This is a genomic window from Cetobacterium sp., from assembly GCF_051658645.1.
In the GTDB taxonomy this organism is placed as follows: Bacteria; Fusobacteriota; Fusobacteriia; order Fusobacteriales; family Fusobacteriaceae; genus Cetobacterium_A.
Window position 1 is genome coordinate 35,177 of the sequence record NZ_JBOFMZ010000023.1, and the last position, 21,115, is coordinate 56,291.

General features: G+C 28.2%; 18 protein-coding genes. 14 read left to right on the forward strand and 4 right to left on the reverse strand.

The window, feature by feature from the left end; all coding sequences use genetic code 11:
- Positions 1-2: 2 nt before the first annotated feature.
- Complete coding sequence (gene glgB / locus ACRCZX_RS01680; RefSeq protein WP_438581210.1) at positions 3-1,883, reverse strand: 1,4-alpha-glucan branching protein GlgB; 1,881 nt, start codon at positions 1,881-1,883, stop codon at positions 3-5.
- Positions 1,884-2,316: 433 nt separating this feature from the next.
- Here glgB and ACRCZX_RS01685 point away from each other — a divergent pair, with 433 nt between their 5' ends.
- From ACRCZX_RS01685 to ACRCZX_RS01710, 6 genes are all read left to right on the forward strand, one after another.
- Positions 2,317-2,517, forward strand: coding sequence for a cold-shock protein (locus ACRCZX_RS01685; protein ID WP_438581211.1), 201 nt, complete (start codon positions 2,317-2,319; stop codon positions 2,515-2,517).
- 135 nt (positions 2,518-2,652) lie between these two features.
- The gene (locus ACRCZX_RS01690) at positions 2,653-3,432 is read left to right on the forward strand and encodes a transporter substrate-binding domain-containing protein (protein ID WP_438581212.1); all 780 of its coding nucleotides are present in this window, start codon (positions 2,653-2,655) and stop codon (positions 3,430-3,432) included.
- An 8-nt stretch (positions 3,433-3,440) separates the two neighbouring features.
- Positions 3,441-4,232, forward strand: coding sequence for an amino acid ABC transporter permease (locus ACRCZX_RS01695; RefSeq protein WP_438581213.1), 792 nt, complete (start codon positions 3,441-3,443; stop codon positions 4,230-4,232).
- On the forward strand, positions 4,222-4,941 hold the full coding sequence (locus ACRCZX_RS01700) for an amino acid ABC transporter ATP-binding protein (RefSeq protein WP_438581214.1): 720 nt from the start codon (positions 4,222-4,224) through the stop codon (positions 4,939-4,941). Before ACRCZX_RS01695 ends, ACRCZX_RS01700 begins: the two co-directional genes overlap by 11 nt.
- A gap of 54 nt (positions 4,942-4,995) precedes the next feature.
- On the forward strand, positions 4,996-5,730 hold the full coding sequence (locus ACRCZX_RS01705) for a potassium channel family protein (RefSeq protein ID WP_438581215.1): 735 nt from the start codon (positions 4,996-4,998) through the stop codon (positions 5,728-5,730).
- A 9-nt stretch (positions 5,731-5,739) separates the two neighbouring features.
- Positions 5,740-8,052 (forward strand): patatin-like phospholipase family protein, encoded by a 2,313-nt coding sequence (locus ACRCZX_RS01710; RefSeq protein ID WP_438581216.1) that lies wholly within the window; start codon positions 5,740-5,742, stop codon positions 8,050-8,052.
- Between the two features lie 46 nt (positions 8,053-8,098).
- Here ACRCZX_RS01710 and ACRCZX_RS01715 read toward each other — a convergent pair whose 3' ends face one another.
- Positions 8,099-9,217, reverse strand: coding sequence for a hypothetical protein (locus ACRCZX_RS01715; RefSeq protein ID WP_438581217.1), 1,119 nt, complete (start codon positions 9,215-9,217; stop codon positions 8,099-8,101).
- Between the two features lie 216 nt (positions 9,218-9,433).
- On the opposite strand from ACRCZX_RS01715, the gene ACRCZX_RS01720 reads away from it, so the two are divergent.
- The 6 genes from ACRCZX_RS01720 (at position 9,434) to ACRCZX_RS01745 (ending at position 16,104) form a co-directional block, all read left to right on the forward strand.
- Positions 9,434-9,748 (forward strand): PTS sugar transporter subunit IIB, encoded by a 315-nt coding sequence (locus ACRCZX_RS01720; protein WP_438581218.1) that lies wholly within the window; start codon positions 9,434-9,436, stop codon positions 9,746-9,748.
- A gap of 16 nt (positions 9,749-9,764) precedes the next feature.
- Positions 9,765-11,096 (forward strand): PTS sugar transporter subunit IIC, encoded by a 1,332-nt coding sequence (locus tag ACRCZX_RS01725; RefSeq protein WP_438581219.1) that lies wholly within the window; start codon positions 9,765-9,767, stop codon positions 11,094-11,096.
- 50 nt (positions 11,097-11,146) lie between these two features.
- On the forward strand, positions 11,147-12,496 hold the full coding sequence (locus ACRCZX_RS01730; protein ID WP_438581220.1) for a 6-phospho-beta-glucosidase: 1,350 nt from the start codon (positions 11,147-11,149) through the stop codon (positions 12,494-12,496).
- A gap of 66 nt (positions 12,497-12,562) precedes the next feature.
- Complete coding sequence (locus ACRCZX_RS01735; protein ID WP_438581221.1) at positions 12,563-13,768, forward strand: AarF/UbiB family protein; 1,206 nt, start codon at positions 12,563-12,565, stop codon at positions 13,766-13,768.
- A gap of 264 nt (positions 13,769-14,032) precedes the next feature.
- A complete protein-coding gene (locus ACRCZX_RS01740) occupies positions 14,033-15,454 on the forward strand; it encodes a sodium-dependent transporter (RefSeq protein ID WP_438581222.1) in 1,422 nt (473 codons plus the stop codon).
- Between the two features lie 116 nt (positions 15,455-15,570).
- Positions 15,571-16,104, forward strand: coding sequence for a hypothetical protein (locus ACRCZX_RS01745; protein WP_438581223.1), 534 nt, complete (start codon positions 15,571-15,573; stop codon positions 16,102-16,104).
- A 38-nt stretch (positions 16,105-16,142) separates the two neighbouring features.
- On the opposite strand, the gene ACRCZX_RS01750 is transcribed toward ACRCZX_RS01745, so the two are convergent.
- Entirely contained in the window at positions 16,143-17,024 is an 882-nt protein-coding gene (locus ACRCZX_RS01750) for an ROK family protein (protein WP_438581224.1), read from the reverse strand.
- A gap of 71 nt (positions 17,025-17,095) precedes the next feature.
- Entirely contained in the window at positions 17,096-18,100 is a 1,005-nt protein-coding gene (locus tag ACRCZX_RS01755; RefSeq protein WP_438581225.1) for a LacI family DNA-binding transcriptional regulator, read from the reverse strand.
- A gap of 187 nt (positions 18,101-18,287) precedes the next feature.
- Between ACRCZX_RS01755 and celB the strand changes: the two genes are divergently transcribed.
- A complete protein-coding gene (gene celB / locus ACRCZX_RS01760) occupies positions 18,288-19,625 on the forward strand; it encodes a PTS cellobiose transporter subunit IIC (RefSeq protein WP_438581226.1) in 1,338 nt (445 codons plus the stop codon).
- A gap of 29 nt (positions 19,626-19,654) precedes the next feature.
- Entirely contained in the window at positions 19,655-21,037 is a 1,383-nt protein-coding gene (locus ACRCZX_RS01765) for a glycoside hydrolase family 1 protein (RefSeq protein WP_438581227.1), read from the forward strand.
- Positions 21,038-21,115: the final 78 nt, after the last annotated feature.

The following is a 21,115-nucleotide window of genomic DNA, read 5'->3' on the forward strand; positions in this document are numbered from 1 at the left end:
TTTTAATTCCCCCTTTTTTTGAATATTGGTTTTAAAAATAGTGTACAAAGTGGAGCTATATTAATTGAAATAGAGAATGGTTGATCATCAAATTCTCTATTTATTGGCTTAATCATTTTCTGATTTAATTCGTTACTTCCACCAAAAGTATCTTTATCACTATTAAAAACTTCAATGTATTCGGCCATTCTAGGCACACCGATTGTATGATTGAAATATTGATTGTTTGTAAAATTACAAACAACTAAAATAAAGTCTTCTGGGTTATCACCTTTTCGAATAAAGGTTACAAGTTTCTGAGTTTGATTTTTATGATTTATCCATTCAAATCCTTCTGAAGAAGAATCTTTTTCCCAAAGAGCGGGTTCTGATTTATAAAACTGGTTTAGTTTACCAATATAAGTTTTTAAAGCATCGTGTTGTGGATATTTTAAAAGTTTCCACTCGAGTTCTTCGTGGCATCTCCATTCTATGAATTGACCAATTTCACCACCCATAAAAATCAATTTTTTTCCAGGGTGCCCAATCATAAATCCATAGAACATACGAAGAGAATCGAATTTCTGGATATAATCTCCACTCATTCTATCTAAAAGAGACTTTTTTCCATGTACAACTTCATCGTGAGATAGTGCTAAAACATAGTTTTCACTAAAAGCATACATAAGAGAAAAAGTTAATAGATTTTGATGTTTTTGTCTTTCTTGAGGTGAGTAAGACATGTATTTTAACATATCATTCATCCAACCCATATTCCATTTATAGTTAAATCCAAGTCCGCCATTATAGCTTGGGGCGGTAACTAAAGGCCAAGAAGTAGCTTCTTCGGCAATCATTAGAGGGTTTTTATAGAGTTTGAAAATTGTTTCGTTTAGTGTTTTTAAAAAATCGATAGCTTCTAATTTAGCATCTCCACCAAGAGCGTTTTTTAATCCTGTTTTTTCACGGGCATACTCGAGATATAAAAGGTTTGAGATTGCATCTGCTCTAATTCCATCTATATGAAAATATTCAAATAAAAAAGTTGCGCTAGATAATAAAAAGTTTTTTACAAAGGGTTTTGTGAAATCAAAATTGGCAGTTCCCCATACTGGATTTTCCCCTAAAATCCCATGGTCGTATTCGAAAAGAGGTGTTCCGTCAAATCTATATAGTCCGTGAGCATCTTTACAAAAATGTCCAGGAACCCAGTCTAGAATTACCCCAATTCCAGATTTGTGACAAATGTTTACAAAGTGCTTGAAATCTTCAGGAGTTCCGAATCTACTTGTAATAGAAAAATATCCTACTCCTTGATAACCCCATGACTCATCTAAAGGATGTTCTGTAAGAGGTAAAATTTCAACGTGCGTAAAACCTGTTTCTAAAATATAAGGCACAAGTTGCTCGGCGATTTCTTTGTAGTTTAGAAATTCTCGACCATCTTCAGGGCCTTCACCACGATTATAGTTTCTTTTCCAAGAGCCTAAATGTAGTTCATAAATACTGATTGGTTTTTTATAGCTGTTTTCTGCTGCTTTTTTATCGAGCCATTCGCCGTCTTCCCATTCGAAAGCTTTAAAAGGATTATAAACAACTGAAGCAGTGTTAGGCCTTATTTCAGAATAAAATGCAAAAGGATCACTTTTTAAAAATGAGTTACCATTTTTATCTGTAATCATATATTTATATATCGTTCCTTCTTCCAAATCAGGAACGAATAGAGACCAGATATTTGTAGCGTTATCTTTTATCATACTGTTTTGTTGACCGTTCCAATCGTTAAAATCTCCGACAATTGAAATATTTATAGCATTAGGTGCGTACAAACTAAAAAAAACTCCAGTTTTCCCGTCGACTTTTTTTATATGAGCTCCAAATTTTTTATAAAGAGTATGATCCATAGAAATTTCCCCCTTCTATTTCTTAAATTTAAGTTATTATATTATATTATATTACAAAAAGATATAACTTTTCTTTTAAAATTAAAAAAATTTTTTTTAAAAAAAAGAAGAAAACTTATACAGGTTCAGTAATTACTTAAATTTGGCTATTTTTTATTTTGTTAGTTTGTAATTTAAATTATATAATTCATATATGAATATGATGACTCAAATTTAGACATAAAAAAAATATAAAAAATATAAAAAAGTTCTTAAAAACAAAAAAAATATTTACTTTTTTTTAGAAATATTGTATAATAATTCTAGAGTAATAATATAAGTTTTAAAATTTTTAGAAGAGAAACCATGATTAACTTGAGTTTGTTTAACCTCTGATTTAAAGATTAAGATTTGTAGAATTATAAAATTATAAAAATATTTATGGAGGTATCAAATGAAAGGTACAGTTAAATGGTTTAACGAAGAAAAAGGATTTGGATTTATTACTGGTGAAGACGGGAAAGATGTATTCGCACACTTCTCTCAAATCAAAAAAGACGGTTTCAAGAAGTTAGTAGAAGGAGAAGAAGTTACTTTTGAAGTAGTTCAAGGTGACAGAGGACCTCAAGCTTCAGATATCGTAACTGTAAAGTAATGATAACTATAAACCTTAGAACTATGTTCTAAGGTTTTTTTGTATTTTTTGTATTTTTTAAATAAAGGAAAAATAGAGATATCTTTGAAATAAAAAGATAGAAGAAATAAAACATTAGAATAAATGGAGGGGTTTATGAAAAAAATATTATTCTCTTTAACTTTACTTTTAAGCAGTTTTGCTTTTGCTCAAAATCAGCCTTTAATAATAGGAATGGAATTAGCTTATCCACCTTTTGAAATGTCCGATGAAAATGGAAAACCAACAGGAATAAGTGTGGATATGGCTTATGCGTTAGGCGAATTTATAGGAAGAGATGTTATAATAGAAGATATGGCTTATGGTGGTCTTATTCCAGCTTTAAAAACTAAAAAAATAGATGCAGTAATTTCATCTATGTCAATAACAGAAGAAAGAAAATTATCGGTTAATTTCTCAAAACCTTATGCTAAAAGTTATTTGGCAATGTTGGTAAATAATAAATCAGGAATAACAAAATCAAGTGATTTAAATGCTAAAGGTAAAAAAGTAGCGGTAAAAAAAGGAACTAGTGGTCATACAGTAGCAGAAAAATATTTTCCAAATGCTGAAATTTTAGTATTTGATAAAGAAAGTGCTATAATTCTTGAGGTTTCTCAAGGGAAAGTAGATGCATTTATATATGATCCATTAACAATATATAAAAATTGGAGTAAAAATTCTGAAGCTACAACGCCACTATTAGAGCAGTTTGAAACAGAGTCTCAACCTTGGGCTGTTGCTTATAGAAAAGGAGAAGATGATTTAGGTGCTCAAATAGATGACTTTATAGATGAATATAAAGCTAATGGTGGATTTAATAAATTAGCCGATAAATATTTAGGAGAGGAGAGAGCTTTCTTTAAAGAGAAAAATGTACCTTTCTTCTTTGATTAGGTTTTAAAATGGAGAGATTAAAATCTATATTTTTTAAACCAGAAAAAAAAGCTGAAAAATCTTTAATAAAATGGTTTAATATAACCTTAGTACTTATATTTGTTTTAGGAGTTTTTTATTTTGCTTTTAATACAATAGATTATCCATATAACTGGAAAGGGATAATAGGAAAATATAGATACAAATTTATCTTAGGATTTAGTATGACGTTAATAATTTCAATTTTTTCATTGTTTGCTAGTTTTTTAATTGGAACACTATTAATTTTAGGACAAAGAGGTAGATTTTTACCAACATATTATTTTTGTAAAGGTTTTACAGAAATGGTTCGTGGAACTCCACTAATAGTTCAAATATATTTATTCTTTTATGTTGTAGGAACAGCTTTTGGTATAAACAATCGTTATTTGATGGGAGTTATTATTATGGGAGTGTTCTCAGGAGCATATGTTTGTGAAATACTTCGTGGTGGAATAGAAAGTATTGATAAAAATCAACTCGAAACAGCAAAAGCTTTAGCTTTTACTAGATTTCAAACATATAGATATATAATATTACCGCAAGTAATAAAGAGAGTTATGCCACCATTGGCAGGACAATTTGCAAGTTTAATAAAGGATTCGTCATTACTATCTATAATTGCAGTAAATGAGTTTACTAAAAATGTTCAAGAAGTAGATTCATTAACATTTTCACCAATAGAGAATTACTGTATTTTAGCAATAGGTTATTTAATTTTGACATATCCAATATCTCATTTTTCTAAGTATTTAGAAAGGAGGTATAGTTATGGAAATTAAAATAGAAAATTTACATAAAGCTTTTGGAGAGCAAATTGTTTTAGATAATTTAAATTTAAGTTTGAAAGATGTTAATTCAGTAGTTATAATTGGTCCATCTGGTGGTGGAAAATCAACTCTATTAAGAATTCTAGCTGGTTTAGAGACTTTGGGTTCTGGAAAAGTAATTTTAAATGATGAAACTATTCCAGAAATAGAGAAAGAGTTGCATGAATATAGAAAAAAAATAGGTGTTGTTTTTCAAGCGTTTAATTTATTTCCACATTTAACAGCGCTAAAAAATATAATATTGCCTTTAGAAAAAGTTCATAAAATATCTTATGAAGAGTCTTTAAAACGAGCAGAAGAATTATTGAGTAGATTTCGATTATATGAACATAGAAAAAAATATCCACATCAACTTTCTGGTGGGCAACAACAAAGAGTTGCGATAGTAAGAGCGATGGCTTTAAAGCCAAAAGTTTTATTGTTGGATGAACCAACATCAGCTTTAGATCCAGCACTTACAAAAGAAATTTTAGAATCAATCAAAGAACTTAGAAAAGACAAAAAAGATATGATACTAGTAACTCATGAGATGCATTTTGCAGAAAAAGTTGCAGATTGTGTAATATTTGTAAGTGAGGGAAAGGTTTTAGAATTTGGATCTCCAGCAGAGATATTTCATAATCCACAAAGTATTGAATTAAAGAAATTTTTAAACAAATAATTGAAAAAAAGTATAGTTTAACTATGCTTTTTTCATATTTTTTTGGAGGGAAAAGTGAGACTTTACAGAAAAAAACAGATTCTAATTTTACTATATAATTCATACTTAACAGGGGTTATATCAATATTAGTTTCTTTAATCGCCTACATAATATTAAGAGAGCAGTTGAAACCTTCGGTTATATTTTTTACAGCTATAAAAATATTTTTTAGTGTTTTACCAATTGTATTTTTAAAAAGAAGAAATTTTTTATTTAAAGATGGTCCTTTAAAGTCAGTTATTTTAATTTTATATTATTTAATATTAGTTCCAATTGTTAATTTTTCTTTAGGATTGAATATAACAGATAATTTAAAGTATTTTTTTGATTTTTTATCAATAATAGATGTTATACTATTAATATCATCTCATATAATACTATTAAAATATGTTGTAAATGATTTTTTTAGACGAAAAAGAAAGATTGTCGCTTCAGATGTCACTGTTGTAATGACAACTTATATAACACTTGCAATAAGTTTTGGATTACTTTATACATTACTCAGCTTATTTAGTGTAGAACCAGTATTTCATGGAATAAATCGTGATATACCAGGATTTGAATTTTATTTTAAACATATTTATTTTAGTTTTATTACAATAACAACAATTGGTTATGGTGATATATATCCGTTGAAATCAATTGCACAGTTTTTTGTTGTACTTGAAATAATAACAGGGATTATACTTACAAATGTTATTCTAGGATTAGTTATAGGTTCTGGAATATTAAAATCGAAAGATCAATAAGGAGAAAAAATGAAGTTTACGAACAAAGTAATAATTTTTTTAATGTTAAGCATTTCTATTTTTGCAACTCATAATCCATCACCAACGCGTGTTAATTCAAAAGAGGATAAGGTTAGAGAGATTGAAAAGCAGTTAGAAGAGTTAGATTTAAAAAGAAAAAATCTTGAAAATTTGAAAACTATATTTTCAAAAACCGAAGAAAATTCAAGACCCAAAGTTGGGTTAGTATTGAGTGGTGGTGGAGCAAAAGGAGCTGCGCATATAGGAGTTTTAAAAACTCTTGAAAAATATAAAATACCAATTGACTATATTGTAGGAACAAGTGCTGGAAGTATTATAGCAGCTATGTATTCTGTGGGCTATACTCCAGAAGAGATTGAAAAAACTGTAACTGAATTACAATTTTTTGAACTGTTTAAAAATGCATCAAATAGAGATTTAGAGGGTATTGTTCAAAAAACTCAATCAAATAAATATCCTCTTACAATATCTTTAGATAAAGATTTCAATTTATCTTTACCGATGGGTGTTTTAAATGGAGAACATATATACTTAGAGTTAAAAAAAATATTCTCTAGAGCAGAGGGAGTGAAAGATTTTAAAGAGTTTCCAATTCCATTTAGAGCGATGACTACAAATTTACAAACAGGTGAATCTGTAGCTATAAACAGTGGTGATTTAGCGCTAGCAACACTAAAAAGTATGGCTATTCCAACATTTTTAGATCCAATTAGAGATGGAGATAACTATTATGTAGATGGTGGAGTTGCAGATAACTTTCCTATTTTACAAGCTATGAATATGGGTGCGGATATAGTTATTGGAGTAGATATAGCAGCAGATCCAGTAGTTATAAGTGACAATTCAAATATAGTTCAGATACTAGATAAGTTAGCAGCATATAATGGAGATAAAAATACAGAGATTCAATCACATTATCCAGATATATTAATAACTCCAGATGTAAAAAATCATAGTACTTTAAACTTTGACAATCTTTCTGGATTGGTAAAAGAGGGGGAAGTTGCAACTGAAAGTTTAGAATATGCTCTTTCGAAATTAGTAGATGAAAAAGAGTTTGAAGTTGTTAAAGATAAAAAATCTAAGTTTAAATCAAAAGAGTTCTTTATAAATAATATAAATATTTCTGGAAATAATCTTTTGACAAAAGAAGAAATTGAAAAGTTAAAGCCAACAGATGGAGATTTATCTGTTCAAGATTTAAATTTATGGGTAGAAAAAATTTATGCTAAAAATTATGTAGATAGAGTATTTTATAATATTGATAAAGATACATTAAATTTAACTGTAAAGGAAAAGATGGATACAAAGTTAAAAGCTGGAGTCTTTTATATATCGAATTATGGTGCTGGTTTAGAAGCAGTAGCTGAAGTTCCTGTTTTTAATAGAATGAATTTATCACAAAAAAATTATACTTTAAAAACAGAGTTCTCAAAATATCCTAAAATATCAATAACAGATATGACACAATATAATTTTTTGAAACATAATCTTTTAGTTTCTGTAGAGCTAGGTTATGGATTAAATCCATTGTTCTTATATAGAGATGGAGATAATGTTTCAACATATAGAAACAACATATTTTCAACAGAGTTATCAGTAGGAACAACAATATTCAATAATATAATAGCTGGGTATACTTTAGGATTTAAAAATATGGATACAGATTATGAGTCTGGTGATAGAATAGATAATTTCTCATTCTTTAAAAAAGATGGAAGCTATATATCAAATACATTTAGTTTTTATTTTGATACTATGAATACTGCAGAGTATGCTACTGAGGGTTCAAATGTACTTTTACAAGGATTCTCAGAAAGTAATACAAAATCTGGTGATAGTTATGAAGGGTATTCAATGTTAGCTACAAAATATACTTCAATTACTAAAAACTGGTCTTTAAATACAGGGATAAGTGGTGGACAGATGTATAACTCTGAAAATACACCTTTATCAGAGATGTTTAAATTAGGTGGATTGAGAAGTAATCCTATGAAAAGAAACTATTCGTTTACAGGATTACCAATTTCTGCAATTTATACAGATAATTTCTTTATGGGATCAGCAGAATTACAATATAAAATTGTTCAAAATTTATATTTAAATTTTAATTATAACATTGGAACATATAATTTTGGTTCTGGGTTTGAAAGTAAAAAAGATATTTGGGAGAGAGAGGAACATGGATATGGAGTTGGAATTGGTTGGGATACATTCTTAGGTCCGATGGATTTCACGGTTTCAAATGATATATTAAATGATGGAGCGCTATTCCAGGTTCACATAGGATATGTATTTTAAGTAGAAAAATATAAAGAGTCAGAGAAATTTTTCTCTGACTTTTTTTTTAGAATAGATAAATCTTAATAATAGATTCATCATTATTTTTCCAATTTATGAAAATTTGAAATTCAGTGTTTTTAAAATTTAGAGCTTTGTCGTTGTTTAGCAAAAATAATTCTTGCAGAAATTTTTCAGAGAAAAATGAAGTGTCTAAAATTACACCAGGGCGAATTTTCTCTAACTCATTTAAAAAGCATTTTTTAAATTCTTTTGGAGTAGAAAATATTTTTTTGATATAAAGAGTCGGTTCAGTATCTTTTAAATCTAATTTTTTAAAACTAGCTTTTAGAACTTCATCAAAACTGAGGTAACTTTTTTTGTAAAGATGCTTTATCTTAAAACATGTTTTATATGCAACTTCATAGCCATGATTTTGTATTCCATTTTTTAAAATTGAGTAAACTTCACCTACATCTGAAATATCAGTTTTGATCATAAAAAGAATACTTTTTAACTTCATATCTTCATCAGCTTCTGAAATTTCATCCTGGAAAAAGAACTCTACTTCAATAACTTTATTATTTAAATTAGATCCTGATTTAATTTTATTATAACCAATTTCATAAGAATTTTCTAAATCTTTCAATAGAGGTTTTAAGACAAATTTTTCAAAATCGAAAAAACGTTCATACTTATTATCCGTATTTAGAATATCTTTAAAATCCTCAATTTTAACCTTAAAACTTTTCTTTAAAACAAAATTGTTGATAAAATAACTATAAAATTTAAAACTAGCTTTGTTTGAAAAGCTATACAAAACTTTTATATGCTTTGAATACTTAACTTCTTTTGGCAGCTCAATAAATAAAGTATTATTTTTTACTAAAAAAGCATTAATTAAATTAAAAGATCCAGAAAGATTATCATCCATATCACTAAAATAGTATGAAATTGATTTTTTAGAAAGTCGATCTAAAAATCCTGTAATTTCTTCTATATGAAACTTAAATAGTGAGATTATCTCTTTATTATTAATTTCAACTTTTAAATTGTCGGTTTTTAAAAATTTTCCGAGAAGAAAATTTAGAAAATTACGCTCACATTTATTTAAATTAGATGTTAAATTAAAGCTGAATTCTGCATTACCCATTCTTTTCTTAAAATTTTCTAATTCATAAAACATAAAAACCCCCCTATTTTAAATATTTTTTTAAATAAAAGTATAAAAACAAACGAAAAATGTATAAAAATAAATAAAACCTAAAAATATTATAAGCTAAAACAGACGAAAAAAGAAGATTTTTTTCATAAATTTGACAAGTTTTGTTTTTAAGTGGTATATTATTATCAACAACAGAACAAAAAAATAAAAAATATAGAAATTCGGAGGTTGTATATTATGATAAAAATTTTATTAGCATGTAACGCAGGTATGTCAACAAGCTTATTGGTAAACAAGATGAAAAAAATTGCAGCTGAACACAAATTTGAAGCAGAGATAAAGGCGGTTCCAGAAATTGCAGCTCCTGATCATTTTGATGATATAAACATACTATTATTAGGACCACAAATAAAATTTTTAGAATCTAAAATGAAAGAATTAGCAAACGGTAGATTTCCAGTCGTTACTATAAACACTCAAAAATATGGAATGATGGACGGACTAGGAGTTTTAAAGGATGCAATTCTAGCAATAAAAGAGTTCAAAAAATAGAATGTGGGGGGTTTTTATGAATATATTTGAAAAATTTAATAATTTTTTAAATAAATACTTTGTGCCAACAGCAAATAAAGTAGCAGCACAAAGACACGTTGTAGCAATAAAAGATGGAGTTGTGGCAACAATGCCATTAACTATAGTAGGATCATTGTTTTTAATTTTAAACTTTTTACCAATTCCAGGTTATAGTGAATTTATAACAGAGAGTGGAATGGGACGTTATTTTTCATATATATCAACAGCTTGTTTTGGAATTATAGGTTTAATAGCAACATTATCAGTTGCATATAGAATGACAATTGGTTATGGAATGTCAGATATGGCATTATCAAATGCGATAATAGCAGTATCAAGTTTTATAGTAACAATGATACCTACAGTTGTAGACGGAAAAATGGATATGGGATACTTTGGAGCAAAAAGTCTTTTTGCTGGAGTTATTATAGCATTAATAAGTGTAGAGATAATTGTGAAAATAGTAAAAAAAGGATTTGTAATAACTTTACCTGAAAGTGTTCCACCAGCAATTTCAAAGACATTTATGTCGCTCATTCCAGGTGTAGCAGTAATAACTTTCTGGGGATTAGTTACAGCAATAATAGTAAATACAAGTTTTGTTAATTTCCATGATATGATAAATATTTTAGTAGGAACACCATTAAGATTTGCAAGCACATCTTTACCTGGACAGATTGTTGTAGTACTAGTAACAACTATACTATGGTGTGCAGGAATTCATGGAGCTACAATAGTAGGTGGAATTATGGATCCAATTTGGCTTGAAAATACAATGCATAATGCTGCTTTAGCAGCTCAAGGAGTAGACAATCTTTATAGTAACGGTTATATAATATCAAGTGCAGCTTTTGGAGATATGACAATGAAACTTGGAGGAAGTGGCTCAACAATAGGATTTGTACTACTGATGGTATTTAGAGCGCGTTCTAGGCAATTAAAAGAAGTTGGAAAATTATCACTAACACCTTCACTTTTTAACATAAATGAACCTGTAATATTTGGAACTCCTATAGTTATGAATCCATTACTTATGATACCATTTATAATAAATCCATTATTAATAACAGTTATAAGCTGGTTTTTAATGAAATGGGACATCGTAAAAATACCATTCTCTATGGTACCTTGGACAACACCTCCTGTAATAGCAGGATTCTTATCAGCGGGATTCGCACCATCAACAGCAATTTTAGGAATAGGTAGTATTATATTATCAATAGTAATCTTCTATCCGTTTTTCAGATTATATGATGCACAATTAGAAGCTACGGAAAATGAAGTTCAAAAAGAAGAAAGTTTAGAATCTTTACTAAGTGATTTTTAAAATAGATAAAATCTAAAAATTAAAAATTAAAAAATTGGGAGGAATAGGTAATGAAAAATTCAGTTAAAATAGTAACAATTGGAGGGGGATCATCATATACTCCAGAAATAGTTGAAGGTTTTATAAAGAGATACAACGAGCTTCCAATAAAAGAACTTTGGTTAGTTGATATAAAAGATGGACAAGAAAAGTTAGAAATAGTAGGAAACTTAGCTAAAAGAATGGTAAAAGCCGCTGGTTTAGAGGATAAGATGTCTATACATCTAACTTTAGATAGAAGAGAAGCTTTAAAAGACGCTGACTTTGTAACAACACAATTTAGAGTAGGATTGTTAGAAGCTAGAATAAGAGATGAAAAAATACCTTTAAGATATGGAATGATAGGACAAGAAACAAATGGAGCTGGAGGATTTGCAAAAGCTTTGAGAACAATTCCAGTTATACTAGATATTTGTGAAGATATGACAGAGTTATGTCCTGATGCATGGCTTGTAAACTTTACAAATCCAAGCGGAATGGTAACAGAATCAGTATTAAAATATTATCCAAAAATAAAAGTTGCAGGTTTATGTAATGTTCCTATTGGAGTTAGAAAATCAGTAACTGATGCTTTAAATGTTCCTGATGAAGAAGTTGAACTAATCTGTGGAGGATTAAACCATTTTTTCTGGGGAAGACAAGTTTTACACAATGGAGTAGACAGAACAAAAGAAGCTTTGGAAAAAATTCTTTTAGATATAGAAAATATGCCAGCTAACTTAAGACATGGAAAACCTTGGATAAAAGAGCAGATTATGGATTTAGGAATGATTCCATGTGCTTATCATAAATACTACTACTTAACAGATGAAATGCTAGCTGACCAATTAGAAGAGGTTAGAAGCGGTAAGGGAACTAGAGGAGAGCAAGTTAAGATTGTTGAAAATGAACTGTTCGAATTATACAAAGATCCAGATTTAAAAGTAAAACCAAAACAGTTAGAGCAAAGAGGTGGACAATACTATTCTGATGCTGCTTGTGAATTAATCAATTCTATTTACAATGACAAAGGAACTGTTATAGTTGTATCAACTAAAAATGAAAATGGATTAATAGATTGTTTACCAGAAGGATGTGCTGTTGAAGTTTCAGCTAGAGTATATAAAGATGGGGTAAAACCATTCGCTCAAGAACCGATGCCTTTAGAAGCTAGAGGAATTTTACAACTTATGAAAAACTTTGAGCAATTAACAATAGAAGCTGCAGTAACAGGAAACTATGGAAAAGCATTGCAAGCATTAACAATCAATCCATTGGTTCAGAGTGGAGCGGTTGCTAGAACAATTTTAGATGAAATAATAAGAGAAAACTGGGATTATTTACCAAAATTCCATAACTCAATAGAAAGATATAAATACTAAGAAGAAAGAGAGGTTTGACCTCTCTTTTTTTGTATATACTATTATCAAAGATAAAGGATGTGATTCGTGAAAAGTTTAAAATTGATAAGATTAATATATAAAATACATAGAAATAACCCGCCGTCTTTAGAAGAGATAGAAGGTATGGGGTTATTAGCTGTTAAAATTGCGCAATATTATGCTCTGAGAGCTGACTTTATAGATGAGAAAACTTGTGTTTATTTAGCAAAACTTTATGAATATAGTTATTTAGCTCAAAAACGAGAAATTGAAGAGATAATTGGCGATGACAAGTGGATATTGGATGGATTAAAACTTTATGAAAAAGCTCCATTTTCCTCTGCTTCAATAGGGCAAGTTCATATTGGATATTTAAGAGATGGAAAGAAGGTAGCAATAAAAATTCGGAAAATGGATTTTAAAAATAATTTTTTTAAGGATATCCAAAATGCTAAAAAAATAGCTAACACTTTACTTTATTTCTATCCAAAGTTAAAAAAGGTATTTAATCCATTAGAGGTTTTAAACAATATCGAAGAGGGAACTCTGAGAGAACTTAATTTTAAAACAGAAATAGAAGGTGCAAAGTATTTCAGAACTTTAAAAGAGGAAAATACAGAAAAATTCGATTTAAAAGATCTATATTTTTCAGAATTTATAGAGAGTTTGTCTTCAGAAAAAGTAGCGGTTTCTAAATTTATTGAAGGAGAAAGTTTTAATACACTTTTAAAAGAAAATAAGTTGAAATATATAGAATTATTGAAGTTATTTAAATATCATACTTTTTTTATGTTTAAGTTAGGAGTATTTCATGGTGATTTACATCCAGGTAATATTATTTTAGGTAAAAATGGAGAAATAAATTTGATAGATTGCTCTACAATTGGTAGAATGAAGTGTAAGTTAAGAAAGGGATTATTCGGATTTTTCTATTATCTATCAAGATATGATTATGATAAAGCTGCTAGTTATTTAAACGAGATGTCAGAAAAAACTTTGTCAGAAAAAGAGTTTCAAAGTTTTAATTTAAAGTTTAAAGAGCTATACCGAGATTTTAAAAATAGTAGTGTTTCAAATGTAAGTTTAACAAAACGTATGATGGAAACAATAAAACTCGCTGTTAATTCTGGTATGGAGTTTGAAGAGGGAATGTTTCATGTTATTAAAAGTTTGATGTATTTAGATGGCATGGTGCTTAAGTGTAATCCAACAGTAAACTTGATGGAAGATATCCGTGAGTTCACAGAGCTTTTGAAGCTGGAGTTAAGTTAAAAGAAATATAAAAGAAGTGATGATTGAATTGAGAGATGATGTAATAATTAATAAGATAGAAACAATAAAAAGATGTATAAAAAAAATAGAATTTAATTCTGATACAAAGTACCAAAAATATAATACAAATGTTTTTTTGATATTAAAGTTCTTTTACAACAGACAAAAGTACTTAAAAAGAGTAAAATAACACTTGTATTTTGATTATTAACATGTTATTATTATCCAAATTGAAAAATATTTTTCAAAAGGACGGTGATAATTATGAGTAGTGAAAGAGGTAATTGGGGATCGAACGTTGGATTTGTATTAGCAGCTGCAGGGTCAGCTATTGGACTTGGTAATTTATGGAAATTTCCATATTTAGCAGGAAAAAATGGTGGTGGAGCATTTGTAGTCGTTTATTTAGGATTGATAGTAATATTAGGATTCTCGTTAATGCTAGGTGAAATGGTAATAGGTAGAAGAGGAAAATCAGATGCCTTTGGTGCTTACAACAACATTAAAAAAGGTTGGGGATTTATAGGCATGTTAGGAATTTTATGCTGTTTTATCGTTTATTCTTACTATGTAGTTATCGCTGGATGGATTGTAAAATATATAGGAATGTTTATAAGAGGTGGCTTAACAGAAGATCCAGTTTTAACTTTTGGAAACTTTATAGCATCTGGAACTTCACCAATACTTTATAGCTTTATAGTTGTAGTTGTAACAGCAGCTATAGTTTTAAAAGGTGTATCAGGTGGAATTGAAAAAGCAAGTAAAATAATGATGCCAATACTATTCGTATTTATGATAGTTATTGTGATAAGATCGGTAACTTTACCAAACGCTATAGAGGGTATTAAGTATTTTTTAAAACCAGATTTTTCTTTGATAACACCAGCGGTTATAATAGCAGCTTTAGGTCAAGTTTTCTTTTCTTTAAGTTTAGGAATGGGAGCGATGATAACTTATGGAAGTTACTTGCCGAAAGATAGTAATTTAATAAAAAGTGCACTATACATCCCAATATTAGATACTGTAATAGCATTATTAGCAGGATTAGCTATATTACCAGCGGTGTTTTCATTTGGATTAGAACCAACAGCAGGACCAGGACTAATCTTTATAACTTTACCAAGAGTTTTTGCTGCAATGCCATTTGGAAACGTATTTGGAATTATGTTCTTTTTACTAGTTCTGTTTGCTGCATTAACATCAACAATTTCTTTGTTAGAAGTTGTTGTATCATTTGTTGTAGATCAACTAAAATTAGATAGAAAAAAAGCTACAATTTTAGTGAGTATAATTATTGCAGCTATTGCAATTCCAAACTCACATTCATTTGGACCTATGGCAGATTTTAAAGTATTTTTCGGATTAAACTTTTTTGATTTTTTAGGATACTTAACAGATAATATTTTACTTCCAGTTGGAGGATTGATGTTATGCTTATTTGTTGGATATGTTTGGGATAAAGAGGATTTGAAAAATGAACTTACTAACGATGGAGATATTGCATTTCCTCTCTTTTCAGCTTGGATGATTGGAATAAAATATTTAGGTATTCAGCTATTATCACTTATTCTACTTCAGGCAGTTGGAATAACTGGAAAAAAAATGAGTTATTCTTTAGTTATAATATTCATGATACAAATATTATTTCACGTATTAGAAAACAAAAGAAAAGTATCAGCAGTATAGGCATAAATTATAAAAGAGCGTAAAGATGTTGAATCTTTATGCTCTTTTTTTAGTTGATTTTCATTGTGATTATGGATATAATATAGTTTAAAATAGAGAAATTGAAGGAGAAAAATGTGAATGAGTTAGAAAAAAAAATAATACAGACAATATATAAAATTGGACCAACTTTTATATCAAAATTAGCAAATAGAATTTTAGAAAATCAGAATAGTGTAACCGATATTGTTAAAAAATTAGTTTCAGAAAAAATTCTTCAAAGAGTTCAAAATGTGATGGTAAACTATAAAACAAAAGAAAACAATGTTGTAATAAAACATAGAAACCACACTTATTACGAGTTGACAAAATCAGGAGAAAAAAAAGCTAAAGAGTTAGAATTACCCGTAGATTTAGAGCTAAGAGAAGCTTTTAAAACATATAATAAATCACTTCAAAATACTATTGATAACAGATTACTTCAAACTGAAAAAAAGATATATTGTGTAATAGATTTTCCATATTCTCAAGAATCAGCGGTAAAAAATATATTAGAAGATAATTTTGATTTTTTAGAAAAAGAATACAGTTCGACAATAACTCTTCGTGGAGAAATTTTAGAAACAACAAAAGATGCACTTTTAAATTTAATTAATGTCATAATAATATAAAAAAATTGAGGTGATAAATAGTAAAAATAGCAAAGAATTTATATGCTTTTTTTACTATTTATAAAATTATATGCTGCTCCAATTAAATTTGCATCATTTTCAAAAAATGCTTTTTGAATAAATGGTTTCTCAACTTTTATTTCTAGTGAATCATAGAATTCATCTAAAACTTTTAAAATATTTTCAAGAAAAATATTATTAGAACTAATTCCACCACCAATAATAAATGTATCAGTATCAAAAGAGCACTGCAAATTGTATATTCCTTTAACTAAATTTATGTAATAAATTTCTAAAAGTTTTCTTACTTCCAAGTTTTCTTTTAAATCCAAATCAAGAAGAGTTTTTCCGTTTAAATTTGGATTATTAGTTATCTTTCTAGCTGATTCTACTAAAGAGGTTGTAGAACAAAGGGAACTCCAAGTTTTATTTTCTTTTAGAAGAATATATCCAAATTCCCCACTCTGAAAATTTTTACCTTTTATTAAAGTTCCGTTTTGAATAACAGCACCTCCTATACCAGAACCTAAAACTAAAGAAACTATATTTTGAAATTCTTTTCCATTTCCCTTCCATAATTCAGCTAAAATCAAACAATTACCATCGTTTTCAATAGAAACAGGAAGATTGAAAGCTTTTTCAAATTTTTTTATTATCTCAAAGTTATGAATATAGTTTATAGAACTAATGCCTTTAATAATACCTTTACTTGAATCCACAGCTCCTGGAGCACTAATAGCTACACCAACAGGGGAAAAGGAAGATAAAGATTTTATAGTCGTAACCATTAGATTCAAAAGTGTAGAAAAAGAGTCTTTTGGCGTAGGAAAAGAATCTTTTAAAATAAGATCTCCTAAAAAATTGACGATTCCATATTTAACACTAGAACCTCCTAAATCAAAAACGACAAGATTTTGCATAAAGCCTCCTTAAAATAATTTTAAAATACGTAAACGTTTACGTACAAAATAAAAAAATAAATAATATTTTTTTATTTTGTAGATTCTCTTTTTATCAATTTTGGTTTAAAAACCATATTGATAGATTTTTCTTTATTTACAATCATAGAAAACAAAATCTCAACAGCTTTTTCTCCCATACTTTTGAAATCTTGAAGTACGGTAGTTAAAGAAGGAGATAAAAAAGAACCTATATCAAAACCATCATATCCAACTAAAGATATATCTTCTGGAATTTTTAATCCTTTTTCTTTTATTGCCTTCATAGCTCCAATAGCCATAAGATCACTTGATGCAATTATAGCTGTTGGAATATCTTTAGAATTTAAAAGGTCTTTAGTAGATTCGTATCCACTTTCGAGACGAAAATTTCCACTTTTAACAAATTTTTCTTTATATAGATTTAAGCTATTCATTCGTTTGTAGAATGTATTAAAACGATCTTTTGAACACTCTATAAAATCAGGGCCTTTAATAAAGCCAATATTTTCATGACCGAGTTCTAAAAGATAATCTAAAATAGAGTTGATACCATATTCATTATCAGATCCAATATATGATATATTTTTTCCAGAAACTCTTTTTTCTAAAATAACAGTTGGAATATCTATATTTCGAAGCAGCTCAGTATTTTCATCAGTATCTTCAAGACCTATGAAAATAGCTCCTTCAACTTGTCTTTCAGAACAAATATCAATATATTTTTTTTTATCTTTTAAATTACTATCAATTGAAAAAATTATAAGATCGTAATTTTTATCTTTAATTTTATCTAAAATAATTTCAACATATTTAAACCCAGTGTTTTCTTCGTTATTAATATTTTGTCTAGAAAGAAAAAACAAACCAATAGTATTACTTTTTTGATTTACTAATCTAGCAGCAATTGAGTTTTTTTTATAACCAATTTCTTTTGCAATAGTATTAACTTTATCTTTAAGGGTTTGACTAATGTCATGTTTATCATTTAAAGCACGAGAAACAGTTGATGGAGCTACATTTAATTTTTTTGCGATTTCTTTTATACTTGGTTTCATAAATCACCTCTATACTTAAAGTTATAATATGAAATTGATTTATTGTCAATTATTTTTTTAAACATTCCTAAACAGAACAAATAAAACTTAAAATATATATTTTGTATTGACTTTAAGAAAAAAAGATAGTAATATAAATTACGCAAACGTTTACGTAATAGTAAAAAAAATTAGGATGGTGATTTTATTGAAAAATTTAATGGGAAGTTTTGAAAAAATTATGATGCCTTTAGCAAGTAAGTTGGGTTCGAATAGATATTTAAATGTCATTAGAGATGCTTTTATGCTATCGTTTCCACTTACAATATTTGGTTCGATGTTTGTTGTATTAGCAAATTTACCATTTCTAGACAAAATTTTATCTGAAAAAAATTTAAATTTCTTTAGAGCTGCAATAACACCAGCAATGGAAGGAACACTTTTGATTGCAACACTATTTGTAGTTATTGGTCTTGGTTATTATTTGTCAAAATCTTATAAAGTTGATGCTTTATTTGGTGGTGCATTAGCATTAGCAGCATTTTTAATTTTGACACCATTTTCACTAGAAGGAGCAGATGGAATTATTTATGGAGTTATACCAATTGAAAGATTGGGAGCAAAAGGAATGTTTGTAGGAATGTTTACAGGTATATTTGCAACAGAAATATATAGAAAAATAATTCAAAAGGGATGGACTATAAAAATGCCAGATGGAGTTCCACCAGCTGTTTCAAAATCATTTTCAGCTTTAATTCCTGTGTTTTTAACGTTAACAATATTTCTTTTAATTAGAATTTGGTTTACTTATACAACATTTGGAAATATACATGATTTTATATATAATGTTGTTCAAAAACCTTTAGTAGCTTTAGGAAGTGGTTTGCCAACAACTTTGATAGCAGTTCTTTTTATTCAAGGATTATGGTTCTTTGGATTACACGGACAAATTATAGTAAACAGTGTTTTAGATCCAATTTGGAATACTCTTTCTTTAGAAAATTTAGAGGCTTTCCAAAAAGGAGCTCAATTACCTCATATAGTTACAAAACAATTTATTGAAACATTTACTGTTGGAATTGGTGGAACAGGAATGACTTTAGGAATTATAGTTTGTATTTTTATGTTTACAAAGAGTAGACAATTAAAAGAGATTGGCAAATTAGCGGGTCCTGCAGGAATCTTCAATGTAAATGAACCTATGATATTTGGATTACCAATAGTTATGAACCCTATAATACTAATACCTTGGATAATTTCTCCAATTATAGTTGTAGCATTTAGCTATTTTGTTATGAAATTTGGAATAGTTCCACCACCAACAGGAGTTGCTGTTCCTTGGACTGTCCCAATATTTTTTAGTGGAATGCTAGCAACTAATTCAATGTTAGGAGGAATTCTACAGCTTGTAAATTTAGCTATAGTTACAGTTATTTGGCTTCCGTTTGTAAAAATATTGGATAAGCAGTATTGTTCAACTGAAAATATAGTATTAGAAGATTTAGATGTAGATGTAGATTTAAAAACTGAGTTTGATAGTTTATAAATAGAATTAAGTTGTTAGGAGGAATTAGAATGTATAATTTTCCAAAAGGATTTTTTTTTGGAGCAGCAACTTCAGGAGTTCAAAGTGAAGGTAGTAAAAATCAAATCAATAAATCTATTTGGAATCATTGGTTTCAAATAGAACCAGAAAAATTTATTGATGAAATAGGACCAGAGATTGTATGTGACACTTATAATAAATTTAAAGAAGATGTTTCACTTATGAAAGAGGTGAATTTCAACTCTTTTAGGACGTCAATACAGTGGGCTAGACTTATAAAAGATTTTGAAACAGGCGAAGTTTGTGAAGATGCTGTGAGATTTTATAGTGAATATATAGATGAGCTTATAAAAAATGGTATCGAACCAATAATAAACCTATATCATTTTGATATGCCTATATATCTACAAGATAAATATGGTGGCTTTGAGAATAAAAAAGTGGTTCAACTCTTTGTATTATTTGCTCAAAAAGCTTTTGAACTATTCGGAGATCGAGTAAAATATTGGACAACTTTTAACGAACCAATAGTTCCAGTTGAGGGTGGTTATTTGTACAATTTCCATTATCCAAATAAAAAAGATCCAAAACTAGCAGTTCAAGTAGCTTATAATATTATATTGGCTCATAGTAAGGTAGTAAATCTTTATAAAGAGTTAGGATTTACAAAACAAATAGGTGTTATTTTAAACTTGACACCATCTTATCCAAGAAGTCAAAATGAAAAAGATTTATCAGCAGCATATATGGCAGATCTATTTTTTAATAGAAGTTTTCTAGATCCAATGCTAAAAGGAGAATTTCCAAAAGATTTATGTGAAGTTTTAAAAGAGCATAATTTAAGTCCAGAAATAGAAAAAACTGAATTAGAAGAAATAAAAAAATCAAAAGTTGATTTTTTAGGAGTTAATTATTATGTACCAAGAAGAGTTAAAGCAAAAGAGATTAAAGATGAAAAATTTGAAAATCCAGAATATTATTTTGATTATTATATAAATCCAGAAGGGAGATTTAATCCATATAGAGATAATAATGAAATTCATCCAGTGGCTCTTTACGACATAGCAAAAAATATTCAAGAAAATTATAATAATATACCTTGGTATTTAGCTGAAATAGGAATTGCGATGGACTTAGAATCAGAAGGATCAATTTCAGAAGATGGGTTTATAGATGATACGTTTAGAACAGAACTTATGAGAGAACATTTTATTCAGATTCATAAAGCTATTGAAGAGGGAAGTAGTTGTTTTGGAATTCATCAATGGACTTTTATAGATTGTTGGTCTTGGATGAATTCTTTTAAAAGAAGATATGGGTTTTATAGGCTAGATTTAGTTACAGGAAAAAGAATAAAAAAGAAACATTCAATTTGGTTTGCAGAAGTAGCTAAAAAAAATTATTTCAAATAGAAAAAAAGTATAGTTTAACTATACTTTTTTTCTATTTTTTGCTTTTTGTATTTTAAAAATGATATACTAAAAGTATAA

Excerpts from the sequence above, each read along its gene's own strand:
- glgB (WP_438581210.1), bottom strand. The coding sequence starts at position 1,883 with ATGGATCATACTCTTTATAAAAAATTTGGAGCTCATATAAAAAAAGTC.
- ACRCZX_RS01685 (WP_438581211.1), top strand. The coding sequence starts at position 2,317 with ATGAAAGGTACAGTTAAATGGTTTAACGAAGAAAAAGGATTTGGATTT.
- ACRCZX_RS01690 (WP_438581212.1), top strand. The coding sequence starts at position 2,653 with ATGAAAAAAATATTATTCTCTTTAACTTTACTTTTAAGCAGTTTTGCT.
- ACRCZX_RS01695 (WP_438581213.1), top strand. The coding sequence starts at position 3,441 with ATGGAGAGATTAAAATCTATATTTTTTAAACCAGAAAAAAAAGCTGAA.
- ACRCZX_RS01700 (WP_438581214.1), top strand. The coding sequence starts at position 4,222 with ATGGAAATTAAAATAGAAAATTTACATAAAGCTTTTGGAGAGCAAATT.
- ACRCZX_RS01710 (WP_438581216.1), top strand. The coding sequence starts at position 5,740 with ATGAAGTTTACGAACAAAGTAATAATTTTTTTAATGTTAAGCATTTCT.
- ACRCZX_RS01715 (WP_438581217.1), bottom strand. The coding sequence starts at position 9,217 with ATGTTTTATGAATTAGAAAATTTTAAGAAAAGAATGGGTAATGCAGAA.
- ACRCZX_RS01720 (WP_438581218.1), top strand. The coding sequence starts at position 9,434 with ATGATAAAAATTTTATTAGCATGTAACGCAGGTATGTCAACAAGCTTA.
- ACRCZX_RS01725 (WP_438581219.1), top strand. The coding sequence starts at position 9,765 with ATGAATATATTTGAAAAATTTAATAATTTTTTAAATAAATACTTTGTG.
- ACRCZX_RS01730 (WP_438581220.1), top strand. The coding sequence starts at position 11,147 with ATGAAAAATTCAGTTAAAATAGTAACAATTGGAGGGGGATCATCATAT.
- ACRCZX_RS01740 (WP_438581222.1), top strand. The coding sequence starts at position 14,033 with ATGAGTAGTGAAAGAGGTAATTGGGGATCGAACGTTGGATTTGTATTA.
- ACRCZX_RS01750 (WP_438581224.1), bottom strand. The coding sequence starts at position 17,024 with ATGCAAAATCTTGTCGTTTTTGATTTAGGAGGTTCTAGTGTTAAATAT.
- ACRCZX_RS01755 (WP_438581225.1), bottom strand. The coding sequence starts at position 18,100 with ATGAAACCAAGTATAAAAGAAATCGCAAAAAAATTAAATGTAGCTCCA.
- ACRCZX_RS01765 (WP_438581227.1), top strand. The coding sequence starts at position 19,655 with ATGTATAATTTTCCAAAAGGATTTTTTTTTGGAGCAGCAACTTCAGGA.